General features: G+C 70.7%; 7 protein-coding genes. All 7 read right to left on the bottom strand.

Annotated features, from left to right (window positions below):
* Nucleotides 1-48 precede the first annotated feature (48 nt).
* Nucleotides 49-1,359: an FAD-dependent oxidoreductase gene (locus ACFO0B_RS05635; protein WP_378611222.1), complete on the bottom strand. Its 1,311-nt coding sequence runs from the start codon at nucleotides 1,357-1,359 to the stop codon at nucleotides 49-51.
* Nucleotides 1,356-2,321, bottom strand: a complete 966-nt coding sequence (locus ACFO0B_RS05630; protein WP_378611221.1) for an AfsA-related hotdog domain-containing protein — start codon at nucleotides 2,319-2,321, stop codon at nucleotides 1,356-1,358. Before ACFO0B_RS05630 ends, ACFO0B_RS05635 begins: the two co-directional genes overlap by 4 nt.
* Complete coding sequence (locus tag ACFO0B_RS05625) at nucleotides 2,321-5,437, bottom strand: type I polyketide synthase (RefSeq protein WP_378611220.1); 3,117 nt, start codon at nucleotides 5,435-5,437, stop codon at nucleotides 2,321-2,323. The genes ACFO0B_RS05630 and ACFO0B_RS05625 overlap by 1 nt, the downstream gene beginning before the upstream one ends.
* A 27-nt stretch (nucleotides 5,438-5,464) precedes the next feature.
* Entirely contained in the window at nucleotides 5,465-12,208 is a 6,744-nt protein-coding gene (locus ACFO0B_RS05620) for an SDR family NAD(P)-dependent oxidoreductase (protein ID WP_378611219.1), read from the bottom strand.
* A gap of 128 nt (nucleotides 12,209-12,336) precedes the next feature.
* The gene (locus tag ACFO0B_RS05615; RefSeq protein ID WP_378611218.1) at nucleotides 12,337-13,641 is read right to left on the bottom strand and encodes a protoporphyrinogen/coproporphyrinogen oxidase; all 1,305 of its coding nucleotides are present in this window, start codon (nucleotides 13,639-13,641) and stop codon (nucleotides 12,337-12,339) included.
* Nucleotides 13,634-14,392 (bottom strand): thioesterase II family protein, encoded by a 759-nt coding sequence (locus ACFO0B_RS05610; RefSeq protein WP_378611217.1) that lies wholly within the window; start codon nucleotides 14,390-14,392, stop codon nucleotides 13,634-13,636. The genes ACFO0B_RS05615 and ACFO0B_RS05610 overlap by 8 nt, the downstream gene beginning before the upstream one ends.
* The gene (locus ACFO0B_RS05605; protein ID WP_378611216.1) at nucleotides 14,386-16,605 is read right to left on the bottom strand and encodes a LuxR C-terminal-related transcriptional regulator; all 2,220 of its coding nucleotides are present in this window, start codon (nucleotides 16,603-16,605) and stop codon (nucleotides 14,386-14,388) included. The genes ACFO0B_RS05610 and ACFO0B_RS05605 overlap by 7 nt, the downstream gene beginning before the upstream one ends.
* Nucleotides 16,606-16,735 lie beyond the last annotated feature (130 nt).

The following is a 16,735-nucleotide window of genomic DNA, read 5'->3' as shown; positions in this document are numbered from 1 at the left end:
GCGGCACACCCGGGGGGTGTGCCGCCGCACTCGCGGGTCTGGCCGGGCTCACCGCAGCAGGGCCTCGGCAGCCTCGGTGCCGGAGCGGAAGCAGCTCTCGATGGGGGCGCCGCGCAGGTAGTCCCCCGCCAACGCGAGCCCGCCGACCGTGCCCACCCTGGCGCGCACATCGTCGAGGAAGCTGCCGTGGAACGGCACGTAGGCGCAGTACGCCGCCTCCCAGACCTTGGCGACCGACCGGACTCGGCGCACGCCGCGGGCGGCGAGCAGCGACAGCAGTTGCTCCTCGGCCCGGTCGATCCACGCTTCGAGCTGCTCGGGCGACGGGGTGGGCCGAGCGTGCCGTCCGCTGAAGGTGTAGCGGACGATGTGCAGGTCGTGGATGCCGTAGACGCCCGCATTGCTGCACGGCCCGTCGTCCATCACCACCGCGCGCACGTCCATTCCGAAGACCGGGCGGTCGTACTCGACCAGGACCACCGCGGCGGGAAAGTAGCGGACCTCGAGCAGCAGGCCGGCGAGCGCGGGCAGATCGGCCTTCACGATCTCCGCCGCGGCATAGGCGGGGGCCGCGATGACGACACCATCGTAGGGATGTTCGGTGACCGGGCCGCCACGTTCGGAGATCTCCAGGCCGGTGACGGAGCCGTCGCGGACGACCAGCCGCTGCACCCGGCTCCCCGTCTTGATCGTGATCTGCTTCGACAGGGCCGCGATCACCGGGTCGATGCTGTCGGTCAGCTGGTCGTAGGTATCCATGATCATGGTGAGGTTGGTGCCGAAGGTACCCAGGTACACCTCGTCGGGTTCGGCGCCGTTCATCCGCACCGTCATGGCCCGGAACATGTTGTGCACGATGCGCGAGCCGAAATGGTCGCTCAGGGGCTTGTGATCGCTCGCCGCGGCGATCTTGGTGAACGCCTGGGATCCGAGGAACCGGTTCTCCTCCCTGCTCCGGACCTGGCGGGCGAGGTTGAAGAGTTTCGCGAGGTCGGTCAGGGGAGCCATCCGGCGCAGCCCGGCCAGCCGCTGCAGCGGACTCTGTTTGCTGTCGATGGTCAGCAGCTCGCCGTCGACGACGCGAGAGGTGTTGATGCCGAACGGCTCCAGCTTCGGGTCGCCCGTCTGCGCCAGAAATTTACGCAGTGCGCTGTACTTCTTGCCCAGGTTCTTGCCGCCCATCATGACCGGCCGGTCCCCGAGTCGGGCGATGCCGAACCGGCCGCCCGCGACGTCGTCCTGCTCGAGCAGATCGACCTGGTAGCCGGCGTTGTGCAGCTCCCAGGCCGCGGCGATGCCGGAGATTCCCGCGCCCACCACGGCGAATCGCTTGTCTGCCTGCGCTGATCGGGTATTCATCGGAGAGCTCCTCGAGGCTGGGCGTCGATGGGATGGGGGGACAGCTCGACCAGGCATTCGGCGATGGTCGTGCCGAACTGCGACAGGGCGATGTCGACCTCGGCGTCGCCGTCGTAGCGGGCCAGATAGTCGAGGCGGCCGTGCAACTCGGCGAATCCGCTGAACCGCGCGTTCAGCGCGACCACCGCCTGTGGCCCCGCGATGGCGAGAGCGGCCTGCCGAAAGCCCTCGAGCATGAGCGGCCCGGGGACGTGATCGTAGGGGTGGTCGAAGAAGGACGGGTGGAGCTGGTCGACGATCAGGGGCATCGTCGCGCTGTCACCCGGATCGACCGGCAGGTCCCCGATGACGACGTTGCGCGGGTCGCGGCGGCCGACCCGGCCCGGCGGCGCGGGCTCGACCGGTGCGGCAGGCTCCCCTTCCGGCGGCCGGCCCTGCTGCTGATGGGTGCGGAATTCCCGATAGGCCTCCGGCGGGAAGGCGACTCCGCCGCCCCGCACCGACAGTGCGGTGGCGGCGCCGACGGTCAGCGTGGCGGTGAAGGAGCTGTCGGTGAAGTAGCCGCTGCCACCGGACTGCCGGTCGGTGTGGATGCGGACGATGCCCTCGAGCGGGGTACCCGGCTGCTCGTACAGCGCGCTGAGGTCTTCGACGTCGGCCTGCATGCGCTGCAGGCTCAGCGGCGATCCGGACGGCACCTGGAGGTAGCGGTGCCCGATCACGGTCATCGCCTGCCGAATCGCCTCGATGACCGCCAGCGGATCGTGGTAGGGGGCGACGCGATCCGACCACAGCGAGTGCGCTCGCGGAATCTGGATCGCGGCCAGGAACTCGGTGCCGCCGAGCGCGGCGGTATCGGCGACGAAAACCTCGCCGAGACACCGCCGATGGGCCTGGGAGCACGGCACGGTCTGCTCGAAGCTCAGACCTGCGCGCCGCTCCGGTGTACTGAGCGTCGTCATTACCCCTCCTGCTGTCGGACTGCGATGGTGGCGGCGACGAGATCGTCGTGCAGCCGCTCGGCCAGTGCCCGTGGGGTCGGATCGGACAGGAAGACATCGACCGCGATCGCCGTCCCGGAGACGACGGCGAGCCGGTTGCGCAGCTCCAGGATCGACAGGGACGTCAGGCCGATCTCGGTGAGCGCGGTGTCGACACCGATCCGCTCCGGCGTCTCGGCGTGCAGAATCTCCTGCAGTTGCCGCTGGACCAGGGTGCGGACGCGGTGCAGACGAGCGGATGGCTCCGTTGCCACCCACTCGTCGCGGAACTGCTCGGCTGCCGCGGCGAACGGTCCCGGACCCGGGTGTTCGGCCGCTGCGGCCGCAGTCCCGGTCTGCGGATGCTGCGATCCGAGCCAGTAGTGCCGGTGCGCGAAGGCATAGGTGGGCAGATCGATCGGGCGCGCACCGGAGTCGGCGTACACCGCGCCCCAGTCCACCGCGACCCCGCGTACCCACGCTCTGGCCGCCGCGCGCAGCAGGTCGCCCGCCGCGTGCTCGGGCGAGAGCTGCGAGGCGACCGCCACGCATCGGGCATCGGTGAGACACTCGTAGCTCATTCCCGCCAGCACATCGCCGGGGCCGACCTCGAGCAGGGTGGTGACGCCCGCGTCCACGGCGAACCGCACACTGTCGGAGAAGCGCACCGTATGCCTGGCCTGCGTGACCCAGTAGTCGGGCGCGGTGAGTTCGCGCGTGGTGGCGAGCTCACCGGTGACGGTGGAGATCAACGGAATCGAGGACGGCTTCAGCTCGACCCGGGCGAGCACCGCACGGAACTCGGCGAGCAGCTCGTCGAGGTGCGGTGAATGGAATGCCCGGTCGACCCGGAGCTTCTTGGTTCGCCTGCCGCGCTCGCGCCACGCCTTGGCGATCGCCGTGACCGCGTCCACGTCGCCGGAGACGACGGTGGAGTTCGGGCCGTTGCTCGCCGCTACCGACACGCGGGATTCGAAGCCCGCCAGCGACTCCACCGTCTCGGCCAGCGACGCGCGCAGCGACACCATCGCGCCGGGACCCAGCCGTTGCATGAGCCGGCCACGCACCGCGACCACCTCGGCCGCGCCGGGCAGCGAGAACACCCCGCCGAGGTAGGCCGCGGCCAGTTCGCCGATCGAGTGCCCGATCAGGTAATTGGCGGTCACTCCCCAGGATTCGAGGACGCGATAGGTGGCGACCTCGATGCTGAACAGGGCGGGCTGGGTGTATTCGGTGCGGTGGATCTCGGCTCCGTCGCCGAAGATCACCGGGCGCAGATCGACGCCGAGATGGGGGGCGAACGCCGCGTTCAGTTCGTCGATCGTCCGGGTGAAGATGCCGCCCGCCTCGTAGAGCCGACGTCCCATGCCGGTGCGCTGACTGCCCTGGCCGGGGAGCAGCATGGCGAGTTTGCCGCTGCCGGTGGCCGAACCGGTGATCACGGCCGGGGCGAGCGCGCCGTCGGCCAGGGTTTCCAGACCGGAGCTCAGCGTGGCCACGGAGTCGGCCAGCACGACCGCGCGGTGGTCGAAGGCGGTCCTGGTGGTCGCCAGCGACAGCCCGAGGTCGGCGAGATCGATCGCGGGATCGGTCCGGCACACGGCCAGCAGCCGCTCGGCCTGCCCCCGCAGCGCCCGGCCGGACTTGCCGGAGACCACGACGGGGTGGAGGCCCGCGCGGACCCGCTCCCCCGTCGCCCGCACCGGCTCGGCCGACGGGTCGTACTCCAGCACGACATGGGTATTGGTCCCGCTGAACCCGAACGCGGACACGGCCGATCGGCGCGGTCGGCCGGTCTCCGGCCACGGCTGCATCTCGCTCGGCAGCCGGACCGTTCCGGCCGACCAGTCCGCGTGGGCCGTCGGCTCATCGACGGACAACGTGGCGGGCACGGCCGCGTGCCGCATCGCCATGACCATCTTCATCATGCCCGCGATGCCCGCGGCCGCCTGGCTGTGCCCGATATTCGACTTGATCGATCCGAGCCAGAGCGGATGCTCGGCCGATCGTTTCCCGTAGGTGGCCAGTACCGCCTGCGCCTCGATCGGATCACCGAGCACGGTGCCGGTGCCGTGGCCCTCGACGACGTCCACGTCGGCCGCGGTCAATCCGGCGGCGGCGAGCGCGTGCCGGATGACCCGCTGTTGTGCCCGCCCGTTCGGTGCGGTCATGCCGTTGGACGCGCCGTCGGAGTTCATCGCCGAGCCCCGGATCACCGCCAGGACTTCGTGGCCACGGCGGCGCGCCTCGGACAGCCGTTCCAGTACCACCACCCCGACACCCTCGGACCACGCCGTCCCGTCGGCCGCCGTCGCGAACGGCTTGCACCGGCCGTCGAGCGCGAGGGCGCGCTGCCGGGAGAAGACCACGAACGGGGTGATGGTGGCCAGCACCGACACCCCGCCCGCCAGCGCGAGCGAGCATTCGCCCGCGCGGAGCGCGGCGACCGCCTGGTGCACCGCGACCAGAGCGGACGAGCAGGCGGTGTCCACCGACACCGCGGGCCCCTCCAGCCCGAACAGGTAGTTGATCCGGCCGCTGGCGATACTCGAGGAGTTGCCGAGCACGAGGTAGTTCTCCGCGCCGATGTTCCCCGGCCCGAGCCAGTCGGGCGAGATGAAGCCGTAGCCGTTGTTGCTCACTCCCATGAAGGTTCCGGTGTCGCTGCCGCGCAGCGACGCCGGATCGATCCGGGCGCGCTCGATCGCCTCCAGGGACACCTCCAGCAGCTGCCGCTGCTCCGGATCCATGGCGCGGGCTTCGCGGGCCGAGATGCCGAAGAACTCCGCGTCGAACTCGCCCGCGCCGTCGAGGAAGCCGCCGAGGGCGACGGTGGGCGCCGACGGGTCGGTGTCCAGCGACTCCGGCGCCGGCCAGCCCCGGTCGTCCGGAAACTCCGAGACCACGTTGCGCCCCTGCGCCACCAGCTCCCACAGATCATCGGGTGATCGGACGCCACCGGGGAACCGGCATGCCATCCCGACGATGGCGATGGGTTCAGCGGCCCGCTCGGTCAGCTCCCGGACCCGTTGCTTCGCCTCGTAGAGCTCCCTCGCGGTCTTCTTGAGATAGCGGCGCAGTTCCCCGTCGTCTGCCATCGTTTCGCCCTTCCGATCGTGCGTCGGCTACAGCTGGTCGATGAACTCGAACAGCGCACTGTCGTCGGCGCTGTCGAGACTGCCCGCGGCATCGGCCGATTCACCGCCCGATGCCGCGCTCGCGGTCAGCTCACGCAGCACCGCGGCGAGGCGCGCCGCGATATCGGCGCGATCCTCCGAATCCAGCTCGACCCCGCTGAAGCTGCGCGCCAACGACTCGACCTCGGCCATGATCCGCACCGCCGGGTTGTCCGCCGGCGCGATCTCGGAACGGATGAAGTCAGCCAGGGCGATGGGGGTCGGATAGTCGAAGACCACCGTCGTCGACAGCTTGACTCCGACGGCCGACCTGAGCCGGTTCCGGAACTCCATCACTCCGAGCGAGTCGAAACCGATATCGCTGAAGGGCTTCTCGGGATCCACGGCGGACGAGGACTCGTGTCCGAGCACGGTCGCCGCATGGCCGCGGATCACCTCGACGATGAGCTGGTTCTGCTCGGCGGCGCTCCGGCCCGTCAACTGCGCCACCAGCTTGGACGACTCCCCCGCCCGGCTGTCGGCGGATTGCCGCGAGGAGCGCAGCAGGCCGCGCATGACCGACGGCAGCCCCTCGGGATCGAGGGTGGAGATCACGGCGGTGTCGATGCGCGCCGCCACCGCGCCCGCGGTGCCCGCGGCCAGCGCCGCGTCGAACAGCGCCATGCCTTCGTCGTCGCCGAGCGGGCTGAAGCCTTCCCGGCGCATCCGGGCGAAGTCGGCCTCGGTCAGGGTGCTGGTCATGCCGCTGCTCTGGCGCCACGCTCCCCACGCGACGGAGGTCGCGGGCAACCCGGCCAGATGCCGGTGCTGGGCGAGTGCGTCCAGGAAGACATTGGCCGCGGCGTAGTTCGCCTGCCCCGGCCCGCCCGTCACGCCCGCGATCGACGAGTACAGGACGAACGCGGACAGATCCAGGTGCTTCGTCGCCGCGTGCAGGTTCCAGGCCGCGTCGACCTTGGGCCGCAGCACGGTCGCGAGCTGGCCGGGCGTCATCGATGTCAGCAGGCCGTCGGCCAGCACGCCCGCGGTGTGCACCACGCCGGTCAGCGGATGGTCCGCCGGGATCGCCGCCAGCAGATCGTCCAGCGCGGCCCGGTCGGCCACGTCGCAGGCGACGATGTCGACCTCGGCCCCGAGCGCCTGCAGTTCCGCCCGCAGTTCCCGCGCACCGTCGGCGGCCGGGCCGCGGCGACTGGCCAGCACCAGGTTGCGCACCCCGTGGGTGCGGGCCAGGTGCCGTGCCGCCAACGCGCCGAGGCCTCCGGTGCCGCCGGTCACCAGGACGGTTCCCGCGGTGTTCAACGGTGTCGGCACGGTCAGCACGTTCTTGCCGATGTGCCGCGCCTGACCGAGGAACCGGAACGCCTCCGGCACCTGCCGCATGTCCCAGCCGGTGATCGGCAGTGGTCGCAGGACACCGGAATCGAACAGCTCGACCAGGGTGGTCATGATCTCGTGCAGCCGGTCCGGTCCGGCCTCCATCAGGTGGAAGGCCCGATACATCACGCCGGCGTGGTCGGCGGCCACCTCGGCCGGATCACGGCGGTCGGTCATGCCCATCTCGATGAACCGGCCGCCGCGGGGCAGCAGCCGCAGCGAGGCGTCGACGAATTCCCCGGCGAGGGAGTCGAGCACGACGTCGACACCGCGACCGTCGGTGACCGCCATGAACTTCTGCTCGAAATCCAGCGAGCGCGAGTCGCCGATCCGGCTGTCGTCGAAGCCCATCTCCCGCAGCACGTCCCACTTCGGCCGGCTCGCCGTGACGAGCAGCTGCAACCGCAGGTGCCGGGCCAGCTGCACGGCCGCCATGCCGACGCCACCGGTCGCGGCGTGCAGCAGCAGCGTCTCCCCCGGCTGCACACCGGCCAGGTCGACCAAGCCGAAGTACGCGGTGCCGAAGACAACCGGCACCGCCGCCGCTTGCGCGAACGACCAGCCGCGCGGCATGCGGGCGAGGTACCGCTGGTCGGTGACCGAGGCCGAGCCGACGCCGGTGACGAAGCCGAAGACCCGGTCGCCGGGGACGAACTCGGTCACGTCCGGAGCGACTTCGAGCACGACACCCGCCCCCTCGCCGCCGATCGCGGCGTCGGGGTCCGGGTACATGCCGAGCACGATGAGCACATCGCGGAAGTTGACACCCGTGGCCCGCAGCGCGACCCGCACCTCACCGGATCGCAGCGGCGCTGCCGCATCCGGATCCTCGACCAGCGCGAGGTTGTCGCTGGTCAGTGTGCCCTTGCCGAGCGGCGTCAAGCGCCATGTCGGTGCGTCCAGCAACTCGATCGCCCCGACGTTGTCGGCGGAGCTGCGGGTCAGCCTGCCGCCGAACAGCGCGCCGCGGCGGGCCGCGAGCTGCGGTTCGGAGCCGATGGCCACGGCCTGTTCGACCGGCGCGCGGTAGTCGTCCCAGCTGTCGACGTCGACGATGACGACCCGGTCGCGGTTCTCGTTCTGCGCGGTGCGCAGCAGGCCCCAGGCCGCCGCGGCGACCAGATCGAGCTCTTCACCCGCGTGCACCGCGACGCCGTGCCTGGTCACCACCACGATGGTCCCGTCCTCGGCCAGCAGCTTCTGCAGCCGGGTCAGCAGTCCGGTGACGCGCTCGCGCAGGGCCGTCGGCAGGACGTCCTCCGCCGGCGGGCCGACCTCGAAACGGAGCACCGCGACCGACCGTGCCGCCACGGTGACGTGCTCGATGTCCCCGTCGGCCGTCCACGGGTCGTCGAGGGGGACGGACTCGACGGGGACGACCGGCGTCCAGGTGAGTCCGTAGAGGGGGCTGCCCGCGGCGGGGCGAGCGCCACCGAGGGAGGCCGCCGAGATCTCCCGCAGCGTCAGCGCGGCGACCTCGCCGACCGGCGTGCCGTTCCCGTCGGCGAGGGTCAGGGCGAACCGGCCGCTCCCCGGCTCGTCGTCCGGAGCCGGTGTCAGCCGCACGCGCAGCGAACTCGCACCGACGGTGTGCAGCGCCACGCCCTCCCAGGAGAAGGGCACCGTCACCGCGCCGGGGCTGGTGGCGGGGGAGAGTCCGCTCAGCCCGATGGTGTGCAGCGCGGCGTCCAGCAATGCCGGGTGGATGCCGAACTCGTGCGCCGCGGGCTGTGCCCGATCGGGCAGCTCCACCTCGGCGAAGGCTTCCGCGCCACGCCGCCACAGCGCGGTCAGGCCGCGGAAGATCGGCCCGTAGCCGTAGCCGAGTTCGGCCAGGTCGTCGTAGGCGTCGGCCACGTTCACGGCGGTCGCGCCCGCGGGCGGCCAGTCGGTGAGATCGCTCGCGGGTGCGGGCGAGCCGGTGCCGTGCGGGGCGATCACCCCGGTGGCGTGGCAGGCCCAGGCCGCCGGTTCGGACTCGGCGGAGGCGTCGGCCTGCAACCGGGAGTACACCGAGAACGCGCGAGCACCGCCCTCGTCCGGGGTCCCCGCCAGCACCCGCAGCTCGACACCGCCGACGGCGGGCACCGTCAGGGGCGCCCGCAGCACCAGTTCGCTCAGCGCCGGGCAGTCCAGCAGGGTGCCCAGATGCAGCGCCAGTTCGAGGTAGGCGGTGCCGGGAAACAGCACGACACCGCCGATCTCGTGGTCGGCCAGCCACGGGTCGGTGCGCAGTGAGAGCCTGCCGGTGCACACCACGTCCTCGGAGTCCGGCATCCAGACCACCGCGCCCAGCAGGGGGTGTTCGGCGCTGTCGAGGCCCGACTCGCGCACGTTCGTGCCGCCGAAACCGTCGATCCAGTAGCGTTCGCGCTGGAACGGGTAGGTGGGAAGGTCGGTCCGGCACGCGCCCGTCCCGAGGAACTGCGTGGTCCAGTCGACGACACCGCCCGCGCAGTACCAGCTCCCCAGCGCGCCGAAGAGCGCGCCGAGCTCGTTCCCGTCCCGCGCACGCAGGGCGGCGACCGCCGTCAGCGCGTCCGGGTCGGCGTCGGTGCAACTCTCGCGGACCAGTGCCGTCAGCGTCGCCCCCGGACCCGCCTCCAGGAATGTGGTGACATGCTCCTGCTGGAGCAGCCACTGGGCCCCGGCCATGAATCGCACCGGTTGCCGCACCTGCCGTACCCAGTACTCCGGGGTGCCGAGCTCGTCGCCGTCCACCGGCTTGCCGGTGAGCGTGGACACGATGGTCACCGTGGGCCGGTGATAGGTCAGCCCGGCGCAGATCGCGCCGAACTCCGCGAGCATCGGCTCCATCCGGGGCGAGTGGAAGGCGTGACTGACGGTGAGCCGCTTGGTCTTCACTCCTCGTTCGGTCAGGACCGCGACGATCTCGTCGACGCCGTCCGCGTCACCGGAGACCACGACCGAGCGCGGGCCGTTGACGGCCGCGATGCCGACCCGGTCCTCGCGCCCCGCGATCAGTTCCCGCACAGTCGTTTCCGCGGCCGCCACCGACACCATCGCGCCACCCGCCGGGAGCGCCTGCATCAACCGGCCCCGCGCGGCCACCAGGGTGCAGGCGTCGGCCGTCGACCAGACTCCGGCCGAGTAGGCGGCCGCCAGCTCGCCGATGGAGTGTCCGATCAGGAAGTCCGTTGTCACCCCCCACGAACGGAGCAGGCGATACAGTGCGACCTCCACCACGAACAGCGCGGCCTGGGTGTAGGCGGTCTGGTCCAGCAGGGCCGCGGTGTCCGTCCCCGGCTCGGCGAAGATCACGCTGCGCAACGGGGTGTCGAGGTGCTTGTCGAACTGCCAGCACAACTCGTCGACGGTGGTGGCGAAGACGGCATAGGACCGGTAGAGCTGGGCCGCCATCCCCACCTTCTGGGCGCCCTGACCGGGGAACAGCAGCGCGGTCCGCACGCCGCGCACGGCGACGCCGCGCACGGCCGACGGTGTCTCGTCCCCGGTCGCCAGCGCGTCCAACGCCGATGTCAGCGCGGTCAGGTCCGGCCCGAACACCACCGCGCGAGAATCGAATTCGGCGCGCGCGGTGGCCAGGGTGAAGCCCACGTCGGTCGCGTCGGCCTCGGGGTTGTCGCGCAGATGCCGCGCCAGCCGCGCCGCGGCGTCCGAGAGCGCCGCTTCGGTCTTCCCGGAGAGAATCCACGGGGTCTGCGGCGGTGCGGTGCGCTCGGCGGCCGGTTGCTCGTCGAGGGGCGGCTCCTGCACGATCACGTGGGCGTTGGTGCCGCTGATGCCGAACGCCGACACGGCCGCTCGCCGCGGGCGCTCGCCGCGCGGCCACGGGACGGGCTCGGTCAGCAGCCGGACGTTCCCCTCCGACCAGTCCACATGCTCGGTCGGGCCGTCCACGTGCAGCGTGCGCGGCAGCGTCTCGTGCCGCATCGCCTCGACCAGCTTGATCAGGCCCGCCGCCCCGGCGGCGCCCTGGGTGTGGCCCATGTTGGATTTGATCGACCCCAGCCAGAGCGGAGCCTCCGCGGGCCGGTTGCGACCGTAGGTCGACAGCAGGGCCTGGACCTCGATCGGGTCGCCGAGCACGGTGCCGGTGCCGTGTCCCTCGACGGCGTCGATGTCGGACACCGTCAATCCGGCATCGCCCAGCGCGTCCCGGATCACCTGCTGCTGGGCCGGACCGTTCGGGGCGGCCAGTCCGTTGGACGCGCCGTCCTGGTTGACCGCGGACCCGCGCACCAGCGCCAGCACCCGATGGCCGTTACGGCGGGCCAGCGACAACGGCTCCAGCACCAGCATGGCGATGCCCTCCGCCCACACCGTGCCGTTCGCGCCGGTCGCGTAGGAGCTGCACCGGCCGGTATCGGAGAGGCCGCGTTGCATACTGAACGAGGTGAAGGCATTGGTTTTGGCCATCACCGTCACCCCGCCCGCGAGCGCCATGTCGCACTCGCCGCCCCGCAGCGCCTGTACCGCCAGATGGACGGTCACCAGCGACGAGGAGCACGCGGTATCGACGGTCAGCGCGGGGCCGGTCAAACCGAGCACATACGACACCCGCCCGGATGCCACGCTGCCGGTGATGCCGGTCATCAGGTAGCCGGCCAGCTCCGGCGGGGTGCCGTCCTCGTGGTAATCGTGATGGAACAGCCCGGTGTAGACGCCGGTGCGGCTGCCGCGCAGGGATGTCGGATCGATACCCGCGTGTTCCAGTGCTTCCCAGCAGCCTTCCAGCATCAGGCGCTGCTGCGGGTCCATCGCGGTCGCTTCCTTCGGCCCGATTCCGAAGAATGCGGCATCGAATTCCGGAGCGTCGTAGACGAATCCGCCGGTGCGGGCGTAGGTCTTGCCGGGCAAACCCGGCTCCGGATCGTAGAGGTCATCGGGCCAGCCGCGATCGGTCGGAAATTCGGCGATGACGTCGCGCCCGTCGGCGACGATGTCCCACAACTGCTCCGGCGAGGACACTCCGCCCGGAAGCCGGCACGACATTCCGACGATGGCGATCGGCTCGTTGTCGACGGCACCGTCGGATATCGGGAACAGGGGTTCGGCGGCGCCGCCCTCGCCACTCAGACGTGTTCGCAGATATTCGGCGAGCCGATTTATCGTCGGGTAGTCGAACGCCACCGCGCCGGTGAGCGCCACACCGGTCTCGGCGGTCAGCACATCGCGCAGCCCGATCGCCATCCGCGAGTCGAATCCCAGGTCCTGGAACGAATCCGACGGATCTATCGACTCCGGTCCGGTTTCGCCGATGACATCCGCGACGATGCGGCAGACGAAATCGGAGAGCATCCGGCGCTGCTCTGCCACCGACCGGTCGGCCAGGTCCCGCCATGCGCCGTCGAATTCCTTCACTTCTGGCATCTCGGCTCCTAGTTGGGGGATGTCTCCATGCGGGTGAAACCTTCTCCAGCGTATGGAGGTATCGGTATTCGCCCGCCCATCCCTCGGTAATCGCCGCAGAGCACAGCGTTGTCGGCAGAATTTTCCGGCTAGGCCGTCAATCGGTGCGCCGCTTCGACCCCGGATCGATAGCAAGCCTCCAGCGACACACCGCGCAGATAGTCCCCGGCCAATGCGAGGCCGCCGATGTTGCCCGTTTCCTTTCGCAGCCTGGCGAGGAATTCCCCGTGAAATGCCCGCAGACCGGAGAAGGCCCGCTCCCAGCGACGTTCCACAACGGCCAGACGAACGGGTTCGACCGACCCGAAGGTCGCCTGCACCCGCTTCTCGGCGGCGTCGAGCGCGGCTGCGGACCGGTCCTCGGGTGGGAGCGGCCGCGCGGCTCGACCGGCGATGACGTAGCGCACGATATTGCGCTCGGGCGCGCGATAGAGCGCCGCGGTGCTGTACGGCCCCTCGTTCATCGACAGCGTGGACACGCCGGGGGGAAAGACGTCGCGGTCGTACTCCACCGTCGTCACCGATGCGGGAAAGTACCGAACCGTCGCCAGCAGCGCCGACAGCGCGGGCACGGTGACGGCAACCAGGTCCGCGGTGACCGCCGCGGGGGTGGCCAGCACCACGGCGTCGTAGGGGTGTTCCCGTGCCGGTCCGCCGTCCTCGGCAACGGACAGCCCGCGCACTCGGCCCCGCCGGATCGCCACACTCTCGACCCGGGCGTTCTTCTTCACCGTGACCAGCTTCGACAGCGCGGTGAGGACCGGCTCGACGCCGCCGACGATCTGTTCGAACGAGTCCAGCGCGGCGCCGAGCGTGGCGCCGAGGGTGCCGAGGTACATCTCGTCGAGTTCGGCACCGTGCACCCAGGTGACGATCGGGCGCAGCAGCGCATCCGCCAATCCGGAGCCGAAATGCTCGCTCAATGGTCTGTCGTCGCCGGCGGCCCCGAGCTTGGCGAAGAAGTTCGACCCCAGGAAGCGATTCTCCTCGGTAGCGATGCGGTGCACGAGATAGGTCAGTTTGGCCACGTCCTGTGCGGAGCCGAATTCGGCGAGGTACCGCAGCACCCCGCGGCTGTCCTCGGCCGCGACGGTGGCCAGGCGGCCGTCGACGACCTTCGTCATGTTCAGCGGCGACGGCTCGAACCGCACGTCGGCCAGCGCGGTCACGAACTGCCGGAACTCGGTGAACTGCAGACCGATATGTCGCGCGCCGGTCAGCATCGGCCGCCCGCGCAGGGAGTCGATGCCGAAACGGCCGCCGAGCACATTCTCCCGCTCGAGGAGATCGACCTGCCAGCCCGCCCGGTACAGTGCGAATGCGGCTGCCATTCCGGAGATTCCGCCCCCGACGACGGCGACTGTGCGCCCGCCGGCGCCGGCCGGATCAGTCACTGCGCCCGATCATCCCCGTGCCGAGTCGACGTTCCACGACCGCCGCGACCCGATCGCTGTGATCGACCAGATAGAAATGTCCGCCACCGAAGACCTTCAGCTCGAACGACGCCGTCGTGTGGACGCGCCAGGCGCGTGCCTCGTCCACGGTCGCCCGCGGGTCGTGGTCGCCGACCAGCGCCGTCAGCGCGCAGTCCACGCGCGCGTCCGGCGCGACCACATGGGTCTCCACCGCCCGGTAGTCGCTGCGGATCGCGGGGAGGAATTCCCTGGCCACCTCGTCGTCGTCGAGCAGCGCGACCCCCGGTCCCCCCAGCAGTCGCAGCTCCGTTCTGATCTCCGCGTCCGTGCGTCGATGCACATTCTCGAGTCGTCGGCGCGAGGGAGCGCGGCGGCCCGAGACGAACAGGTGCTGCGGCCGGATGCCAGCGGCCGGCAGCTCGCGGGCCACCTCGAAGGCGACCACGGCGCCGAAGCTGTGGCCGAACAGGGCGATCGGCCGATCCCCCAGATCGACCACGGCGGGAAGCACACCCTCGACGATGTCTCCCAGACCGGTGAGGCACGGCTCCCGGCGGCGCTCCTGCCTGCCGGGGCTCTGCATCGCCGTGATCTCGATGCCATCGCCGAACGCCTTGGCCAGGGACTGGAACGAACCGGCCGAGCCACCGGCGTGGTGGAAGCAGACGAGCCGCAGCACCGGGTCCGGGTCCGCCTTCAAGGTCCGCAGCCACGGAGTGGTGCTCAGCATCGCACCTCCAGCAGAAAACGCAGTTCGGTGCGGTGGTGCACCTTCAACTTGCGGTAGACCCTGGTGAGGTGCTGTTCGACGGTGCTGACCGTGATCCCCAGATGTTCCGCGATCTCCCGGTTGCGCGATCCGCCGCCCGCCATCTCCGCCACCCGTCGCTCGGCGACGCTCAGCAATCCGACCCCGCCTGCCCGCTCGCCCGCCGCGGCCGGACCGGCGTCGCCGGGTACCCGGGCCGGCGTCGGCCCGGGTACCGCCCCGCCGGGCGGGATGCTGTCGATAATGCTGCGGCGCAACGGTTCCGCGCCGCATTCGGTGGCCAGCCGCAGCGCCGAGGCCCGGATCGTGTTGGCCGGGCCGAACTCCCCGAGATGTTCATGGGCGTGCGCCAGGTCGGCGCGCACCCTCGCCAATTCGAGCCGGTCCGCACCGGCCGCCGCGATGGTGTCCGCGCGCCGTAGCAACACGGCTCGGGTGCTCGCATCGTCGGTGGTGGTCGCCAGTATCCGCAGGGAGGTGGCCGCACTGGGGTGCCGTGCCGGACGGTTCACCCGGTCGAGATGCATGGCCGCGTAGATCCTGGCCCGCCCCCGATCGCCCGCGGCGAGGTAGGCCAGCGCGATGTCGTTGCGCCAGGGCACGAGTCCCGGCAGGTCGATATCCCACCGCAGCATCAGCGAGCCGCAGAGCTGGAAATCCATCATCGCTTCGTCCGTTTCTCCGGTGGCGAGCCGAAGATGGCCCCGTGCGCGCAGATACGGCAGCACGAGGGTGGAGTCGAAGAGCGTCAGCGGGACATCACGGTCGAGCTGGCTGCGCGCCTCGTCGTACCGCCCCGCTTCGGTGCACGCACCGATATAGGCCGCCATCGGCCGTGCCACGGTCGCACCGAGATTGACGGCCGGGACGTGGTTCAGCGCCGCGGTGGCGCTCTCACCGGCGCGGATCCGGTCTCCCCTGCGCAGCGCCACGTCGGCCTGAATTCCGGCGAAGATCGCCAGCCAGGTCGGCGAGTGCCGTGCCGCGGCCTCGGCCAGCAGGGTTTCGCACCACTCGTCGGCCATGGCGAGCTCGCCCGCGTAGATGAGCGCGTCCAGGGCGACGACCAGCGATTCCGCTGTGGCAGGGCTCAAGCGGTTGCCCAGCAACACCTGTCGCGCCAGCGCGATGGTGTCCACCGTGGTCTCGATGCTCCGCAACGCGACCAGCAGCCGGCCTGCCCGGTGCTCCGGGATGTCCGCGGCGGAACCGGAGGCGATGTCGCGTCGACGCGGGCGCAGCTCCGGGTACAGGTAGTCGATCCAGCGGCGCTGGAAGTCCAGGTCGGCCGCTGTGGCCGGGTCCTCGACGACCTGCTCGAGAGCGGCACAGGCCTCCGGGATGCGTCCGTGCCACAGCAGGTAGCGAACCAGGCACGGAATGAACTGCGACGGAAGCTGTCCCGTGCGCAGCGCGACGGAGGCTCGGCCGAAGTTGCGGGTGGCCGACGAGGGATTGACCCGCCACTCGATCGACACCAGCAAGGCCGCCAGCTCGGCCCGCTCGCCGGGGTCGCCGGCGAGCCGGTAGGCCAGCTCCAGACAGACCACCGCCTGCTTGAGCTGGTCGAGCGCGAGGGCACCGTCGGCGGCCGCACGCAGCACCGCCGGCGCCCAGGGATGGCGCACGTCCCGAGCCGCGACCAGATGCCTCGCGACGACGGTTGCCTCCGCGGCGGAGCGGTACAGCGCGTCCGCCGCCCGGTGGTGCAGCAGCCTGCGCTGCCCGATCGATGAGCGGCGCAGCAGCGCGGCGGCACTGTCGGACAGCCAGTATCCGTCGTGGACCAGGCCGGCCTCGGTGAGCCGTCGCCGCGCGTGCTCGACGGTGATCTCGTCGAGCGCGGTCACCTCGGCGAGCAACGCGCTGGTGGAGTGCTCCTTCAATACGGCGATCCCCAGGGCGACCAGGGCCCACTCCTCGGGGATGGCGTCGCGCCGACGGGCGGTACGGTCATGGATCGGCGCGACGGTGCCCACCACGGCGGGCAGCGTCGTCGACCGGAAGTTTCGGGTTTCGATATCGATGTCATGGGCGAAGCCCGCAGCGGCGCGGGCGATGGGTGCAGATGTCATTTCAGGGCTCCCCTCTCGACCTGAATCTGCTGTGCATCGCTCTGCAGACGAGGCAAGAAATCCGTCGCAATCGAATCGCCCCGGAGTGCCCCGCCTCAAATATCCATGGTGTGAGCAATCTGTCAACTCGAGCCGGGGTGCGGCGATAGCATCGCTCCCTCACGACAGCGCCCTCATCAGCCCGCGGAGAAATGTGGCCGGGCTCGTACATGACCCAGAACACACGAAT

Origin of the sequence: Nocardia jiangsuensis, assembly GCF_042650385.1 — a bacterium.
Classification (GTDB): domain Bacteria; phylum Actinomycetota; class Actinomycetes; order Mycobacteriales; family Mycobacteriaceae; genus Nocardia; species Nocardia jiangsuensis.
This window is presented reverse-complemented; position numbering and strand designations above follow the sequence as displayed.

Coding starts and splice junctions, on each gene's coding strand:
- ACFO0B_RS05635 (WP_378611222.1), bottom strand. CDS start 1,359: ATGAATACCCGATCAGCGCAGGCAGACAAGCGATTCGCCGTGGTGGGC.
- ACFO0B_RS05630 (WP_378611221.1), bottom strand. CDS start 2,321: ATGACGACGCTCAGTACACCGGAGCGGCGCGCAGGTCTGAGCTTCGAG.
- ACFO0B_RS05625 (WP_378611220.1), bottom strand. CDS start 5,437: ATGGCAGACGACGGGGAACTGCGCCGCTATCTCAAGAAGACCGCGAGG.
- ACFO0B_RS05620 (WP_378611219.1), bottom strand. CDS start 12,208: ATGCCAGAAGTGAAGGAATTCGACGGCGCATGGCGGGACCTGGCCGAC.
- ACFO0B_RS05610 (WP_378611217.1), bottom strand. CDS start 14,392: ATGCTGAGCACCACTCCGTGGCTGCGGACCTTGAAGGCGGACCCGGAC.